The sequence below is a fragment of the Kitasatospora sp. NPDC093679 genome, assembly GCF_040683455.1.
In the GTDB taxonomy this organism is placed as follows: domain Bacteria; phylum Actinomycetota; class Actinomycetes; order Streptomycetales; family Streptomycetaceae; genus Kitasatospora; species Kitasatospora arboriphila.
In genome coordinates this window covers 173,482-179,912 of sequence record NZ_JBFBDW010000005.1, presented here as the reverse complement: position 1 = coordinate 179,912, position 6,431 = coordinate 173,482, and the positions used below count along the sequence as shown (strand labels likewise).

General features: G+C 75.2%; 4 protein-coding genes. 2 read left to right on the top strand and 2 right to left on the bottom strand.

Annotated features, from left to right (window positions below; all coding sequences use genetic code 11):
* Positions 1–211 precede the first annotated feature (211 nt).
* The gene (locus tag AB0O09_RS06850; RefSeq protein WP_344621391.1) at positions 212–853 is read right to left on the bottom strand and encodes a TetR family transcriptional regulator; all 642 of its coding nucleotides are present in this window, start codon (positions 851–853) and stop codon (positions 212–214) included.
* Between the two features lie 424 nt (positions 854–1,277).
* Here AB0O09_RS06850 and AB0O09_RS06845 point away from each other — a divergent pair, with 424 nt between their 5' ends.
* Positions 1,278–3,569, top strand: coding sequence for a serine/threonine-protein kinase (locus tag AB0O09_RS06845; protein ID WP_363540519.1), 2,292 nt, complete (start codon positions 1,278–1,280; stop codon positions 3,567–3,569).
* 28 nt (positions 3,570–3,597) lie between these two features.
* Here AB0O09_RS06845 and galE read toward each other — a convergent pair whose 3' ends face one another.
* A complete protein-coding gene (galE, locus tag AB0O09_RS06840; protein WP_363540518.1) occupies positions 3,598–4,572 on the bottom strand; it encodes a UDP-glucose 4-epimerase GalE in 975 nt (324 codons plus the stop codon).
* 153 nt (positions 4,573–4,725) lie between these two features.
* On the opposite strand from galE, the gene AB0O09_RS06835 reads away from it, so the two are divergent.
* Complete coding sequence (locus AB0O09_RS06835; RefSeq protein WP_363540517.1) at positions 4,726–6,363, top strand: glycosyltransferase family 2 protein; 1,638 nt, start codon at positions 4,726–4,728, stop codon at positions 6,361–6,363.
* Positions 6,364–6,431 lie beyond the last annotated feature (68 nt).

The following is a 6,431-nucleotide window of genomic DNA, read 5'->3' as shown; positions in this document are numbered from 1 at the left end:
GCGGGGGGCGGTCGCCCGCCCCCCCGCCGGCCCCGCCCCCCCCCCCCCCCTACCCCGGGGGCGCCCCTAACCCCCCCTACCCGCCCCCCCCACTGCTGCTCGGGCACGTCACGGTGCGTCGGCGAACCTCCCCCGAGGACACGGCCGCCGCCCGCCACGCCCCGGACAGGAGGCCGGGGCGAACGTGCGAGGTGGACGATGGTGGAACGGGCTACTTGGGCGGCTTCTTGCCGGCGACGCCCAGGTAGACCTGGAGGGCCAGGTTGGGCTTGAGGTCCTTCACCTTCACGCCCCACGAGGTGAAGGCCTTCTGGTGCTCCGCCGCGGAGGCGAGCAGGGAGACCAGCGAGCCCGCCACGGCGGCCGGGTCGATCGTCTTGTCGGTCTTGCCCTGGTTCGACCGGACGGCCTCGGTGAGCGGGGCGACCACCGAGTTGAGCACCTTCATCCGGATCTTGAAGAACCGTTTGTCCCCCTCGGCAGCACCGAGAGTGACCACTCGAAGAATGGCATCGTTCTTGCGCCAGAAGGCGAGGAAACCGTCCACCAGTTCTTCCGAAGTGGCGGCGCCGGTCTTTCCCGCCCAGGACTTTCCTTCGACGAGCTCTTTGAGCCCGCCGCTGTCCTCGGCCATTTCCTCTGCGATCTCGAGGACAGCGCCCTCGACATCCGGGAAGTACTGGTAGAAGGTCGCGGGGGAGGTACCCGCCATACGGGCGACGTCGATGACCTTGACGTCCCGGTAAGGCGACGTGCTGAGCATCTCGCGGAGGCAGTCGAGCAGCTTCTGCCGCGTCTCCTGTCCGCGTCGCCCGGCGACGCGACCGTCGACGGTGCGAACTTGTCCTGTCATGCCGTCAGCTTACCGTGGCACGATCTTGGCGCGATTCGGTGATGCGACAATTAGGCCGCTCGTGGCGGTATTGGAGCGCCCGGACGGATATTCAGCGCTCCTGTTGTAGCCCCCCCGTGCACTGATGACCCCACAGCGTGACGACCGGTCTGCTGAGGGGTGGTCGGATGACAGGCAGTGATCGCCACGGCGGTCGGACCCGGCTCCGCCGGAGGGGTCGGCCGACCCGTGCGCGGTCGCGTCCGGGGCGTGTCCGGGCCCGCCCGGGGCGGCGCCGGGCGCACGTCCGGAGCGGACGCGGCCCGTCCGGAACGGCCTGCCCCGCGCGGCGCGGGCGGGGGAGATTGGCTCCCGGGGGGTGGGCATTGGAGAATCGGGTGCGCACCCCGGACGGGGGACGGCACAACGGGGAGGTGGCAGCTCAGTGGACCAGCTGACGGCGCACGATCCAAGGCGGATCGGGCCCTTCGAGGTGCTGGGACGGCTCGGCGCGGGCGGGATGGGGCTGGTCTACCTGGCGCGCTCCGCATCGGGCCGGAGGGTCGCCATCAAGACCGTGCGCACCGAGCTGGCCGAGGACGACCTGTTCCGGGTCCGCTTCGCCCGCGAGATCGCCGCCGCCAAGACGGTCGGCGGCTTCTACACCGCCGCCGTGGTCGACGCCGACGCCGACGCCCGGGTGCCCTGGCTCGCCACCGCGTACGTGCCGGCGCCCTCGCTGGAGGACCTGGTCAACCACTGCGGTCCGCTGCCGGTGGACGCGGTGCGCTGGCTGGTCGCCGGCATCGCCGAGGCGCTCCAGTCGATCCACGCCGCCGGCCTCGTCCACCGCGACCTCAAGCCGTCCAACGTGCTGGTGGTCGAGGACGGCCCGCGGGTGATCGACTTCGGCATCGCCGCCGGCGTCTCGCACACCCGGCTCACCATGACCAACGTCGCGGTCGGCACCCCGGCGTACATGTCGCCCGAGCAGGCCCGCGACAGCCGCAGCGTCACCGGCGCCAGCGACGTCTTCTCGCTCGGCTCGCTGCTGGTCTTCTGCGCCACCGGCCACCCCCCGTACCGCGGCGCCAACCCGGTCGAGACGGTGTTCCAGCTGCTGCGCGAGCAGCCGGACCTGTCCGGGCTGCCGATCGAGCTGGCCGACCTCGTCCGGGCCTGCATGCGGCCCGCGCCGGAGCACCGGCCGACGCCCGCGCAGATCCAGGCCGAGCTCGCCCCGCACCTGTTCTCCCGGGACGACGCCCTCGGCGACGCCGGCGACTGGCTGCCGCCCAGCGCGCTGCAGCTGATCGAGCAGAAGCGCGGCCGCCGCTCGCTCGCCCCGCCGGTCGCGCCCCCCGTCGCCCCGCCGCCCGTGCCGCCGGTGCTGCCGCCGCAGCCGTCCGTGCCCCCGGCCGACAGCCGGGGCAACGGCTCGCTCGGCGGCGAGGCCGCCACCGAGCGGATGGCGCCCGGCCGCCGGCCCGCCCGGCAGGAGGAGGTCCGGCTCTCCGGCGGACCCGTCCGGATAGGGCCGGGCCCGCGCGCCGACCAGTCCGTGGCCGGGCAGTCGGCCGCCGCGCCGGCCGCGCCCGCGGCCACCGACTGGGTCCGCCGCGCACCCGTCCCGGCGCCCGCCCCGGCGCCGCGCTGGCGGCCCTGGCGGTTCCGGATGTCCAACGACGTCTGGGGCACCCCGGTGGTCGCCGACGGCACGCTCTTCGTCTCCAGCTTCGAGGTGCACGCCCTGGACATCGCCTCCGGCGAGCGGCGCTGGAAGACCCGCGACGTCGCCTGGGCGCTCGCGGTCGCCGACGGCCGGGTGCACGCCGCCGACGGCCCGCACCTCTACACCGTGGACGTCGCCGACGGCACCGAGCGCTGGCGCAACTCCCTCGACGGCTGGGTCTACTCGCTGGACGCCGCCGACGGGGTGCTCTGCTGCGGCATCAGGGGCGGCGGCGTGCAACTGCGTTCGGCCGCCAACGGCGCGGAGCTGTGGCGCGCCGACGACGCCCAGCAGGACTACGAGAACCCGCAGTCCGGGCCCGCCCTGGTCGGCGGCTGCGCCTACTACTACGGCGGCGGGCGGCTGCGCTGCGTCGACCCGCGGGGCGGCGGGCTGCGCTGGTCCGTGCCGGTCGGCGAGGACGTCCCCTCCCGCCCGGTCGAGCGCGGCGGTGTGCTGTACGTCACGTCCGGCCCCCGGGTGTACGCCCTGGACGCCGCCACCGGCGCCGAGCGCTGGCGCTTCGACGCGCCCGTGGTGCTGTTCACGCCGCCCGCGCTGGACGCCGGCGCCGCGTACGTCGCCGACTACCTCGGCACGCTCTACGCCGTCGACCTCGCCACCGGGCGGGAGCGCTGGCGCGGGCGGACGGGCAGCCGGCAGGGCGCCGAGCCCGCCGTGGTCGCCGACGGCGCCGTGCTGCTCGGCTCGGGGGAGACCCTCCACGCCTTCGACACCGCCACCGGGCGGGAGCGCTGGCGGTACGCCGCCCGCGGCGAGATCGTCGGCTCCCCGGCCGTCGCCGACGGCCTGGTGCACCTGGGCAGCCGGGACCACTCGCTGCACACCGTGGACCTCGCCACCGGCCGGCTCCGCTGGGAGCTCGGCACCAAGGGCGAGCTCACCGGCTCGCCGGTGGCCGTCGCGGGACGGGTGTTCGCGGGCAGCAAGGACCGCTGCGTCTACGCGCTGGACTCCTACTACGGCACCGCGGTGCCGCAGTAGGACGCGGAAAGGCCCCGGGGCCGGCCCGTCACAGCCCCGGGTGGCGGGCCCGCCAGCCCGCCCAGGCGGACTCGATCATGTCGTCGACGCCGTACCGCGCCGACCAGTCCAGCTCCTTGTGGATGAGGTCGGCCGCGGCGACCACCCGGGCCGGGTCGCCCGCGCGGCGCGGGGTGACCTCGGGCTCCACCGCGAGGCCGGTGATCCGGGCGATCGCGTCCAGCACGCCGAGGACGGAGACGCCCTCGCCGCGGCCGATGTTCAGGGTCAGGCTCACCGGCTCCCCGGCCGCGTCCAGCCGGCGGACGGCGGCCAGGTGCGCGGCCGCCACGTCCTCCACGTGGATGTAGTCGCGGATGCAGGTGCCGTCCGGGGTCGGGTAGTCGTCGCCGAAGACCAGCGGCGGCAGGCCGTCGGTGAGCCGCTGGAAGACCATCGGCACCAGGTTGGTGACCCCGTCGTCGGCCAGCTCCGGCGAGGCCGCGCCGGCCACGTTGAAGTACCGCAGCGAGACCGCCGACAGCCCGTGCGCCTTCGCGGCCGCGGCCAGCAGCCACTCGCCGATCAGCTTGGTCTCGCCGTACGGGTTGATCGGCTCGCACGGGGTGGACTCCGTCACCAGGTCGGTGTCCGGCATGCCGTAGACCGCGGCGGAGGAGGAGAACAGCACCTTGCGGACGCCGCCCGCGACGGCCGCCTCCAGCACCGTCCGCAGGCCCTCGACGTTCTCCCGGTAGTAGAGCAGCGGCTCCGCCACCGACTCGCCGACCTGCTTCTTGGCCGCGACGTGCAGCACCCCGGTGACGCCGTGCTCGCGGACGGCCGCGTCCAGCAGCTCCCGGTCGAGCGTCGAACCGACCACCAGCGGCACCCCGGCGGGCAGCCGGTCGGCCGAGCCGGAGCTGAGGTCGTCGAGGACGACCACCCGCTCGCCGGCCTCCGCCAGCTGCCGCACGACATGTCCGCCGATGTAGCCGGCGCCGCCCGTGATCAACCAAGTCATGCCCGAGATCCTATGCGGCACCCGTTCGAAACCCCCGGTGACCGGCGGCCGGTGCGGGCCGGGCGTGTTCGAGTCGAGTTGTCCGACACCCCGATAAGTACGGTCCGGTACGATCGCAGGCGGTTATCGTCAGCGGGAGGAGCAGGTCGCGGGATGACCGCCAGCACTCCCGGCACGGCGCCCAGCACGTCACCCCAGGTCAGCGTCGTGGTGATCGTCTTCGACGACGCCGCGCACATCACCGCTGCGGTGCGCTCGGCGCTCGCCCAGGGGGACTCCGTGGCCGAGGTGATCGTCGTCGACGACGCCTCCACCGACGCCACACCCGAACGCCTGGCCAGGCTCGCCGCCGCCGACCCCCGCGTGAGAGTGATCACTCGCACGGAGAACAGCGGCGGTTGCGGCACCCCCCGCAACCAGGGCCTCGCCGCGGCCCGCTCGCCGTACGTCATGCTGCTCGACAGCGACGACGTGCTCGCCCCCGACGCCGCCCGGACGCTGCTGCGGACCGCCGTCGCCGAGCAGGCCGAGGTGGTCGCCGGGGTCTGCGTCCGCCGCGAGCTGCCCGCCGGCACCGACACCCCCTGGCAGCGCGACCTCTTCCCCGCGGCCGGCGCCCCGGCCCGCCGCTACGAGGGCATCGGCGAGCGCCCCGAGTTCCTCCGCGACACCCTCTGCGTGAACAAGCTCTACCAGCGGGACTTCCTCGACAAGCACCAGGTGAGGTTCGCCGAGGGCCCGGTGCACTACGAGGACTTCGTCTTCACCGCCCGGCTGTACGCGGCCCGGCCGCGGCTGGTCGCCGTCGGCGACACCGTCTACCTGTGGCACGTCCGCCGGGAGGCCGGCCGCCAGTCCATCTCGCTCCGCCGCGACGAGGTCCGCAACTGGCAGGACCGGGTGGACGCGCACGCCGACGTGGTGCGGATCCTCGCCGAGGCCGGCGAGCCGGACCTCGCGGACGCCGCCCGCACCAAGTTCATCGACCACGACCTGCGGATGTACATCCGCGAACTGCGGCAGAAGCCCGCCGCCTACCGCGCCGCCTGGTGGCGGATCGCCCGCACCCACCTGTCCGGCTTCGGCCCCGCCCCGCTGCGCGGCGCCACCCCGGCCGGCCGCTGGCTGAGCGAACTGCTGCTGGCCCGCCCCGAACCGGTCGAGGGCACCGACCTGGCCCGCGCCTGCGAGCTCGCCGCCGCCCCGCCCCGGCTCGCCCCGCCCTACCTCGCCGACGAGGACGGCCGCCCCGTCCTGGTCGACGGAGTGCCGCTCACCGGCCTCGACGAGCTGCCCCCGGCCGGGCTGCCGCTGGCCGTCGACGGCACCGTCCGGCTCGGCCCGGTCTGCAGCGTCCGGCTGCGGCTGCACGACCCGTACGGGCTGGCCTCCGCCGCCCGCCCGGTCCACGCCCGCCTGGAGCTGCGCACCCGGCTCGGCCCGCCGCTCACCGTCGGCCGCGCCCTGGAGCTGGACGCGCACCCCGACGGCGGCTGGACGGCCGAGACCACCGTGGACGCCTTCGAACTGCGCGACGTCGGCGAGATGACCGCCTGGTCGCTGCGGGTCGTGCTGGGCTTCGAGAACGGCGACCGCGCCGCCACCGCCGTCCGCGCCCCGGGCCTCGGCAAGCGGCACGCCGTCGTGTACCGGCCGCTGCTGCGCCTCGCCCTCGTCCAGGCGTACGGGACGACCAACGGCGAGCTCGGGATGCGGGTCGCCGACGGGGTGCGCGGCGGCTGGGAGGTCGTCCGGGCCCGGCTGCGCCGGGTGCTGGCCCGCCTCGGCTGAGGGCGAACGGCCCGCCCGGGCCGGGCGTGCGACGGCCGTCGGGGCGCCCGCGGGACGGGGCACTCCCC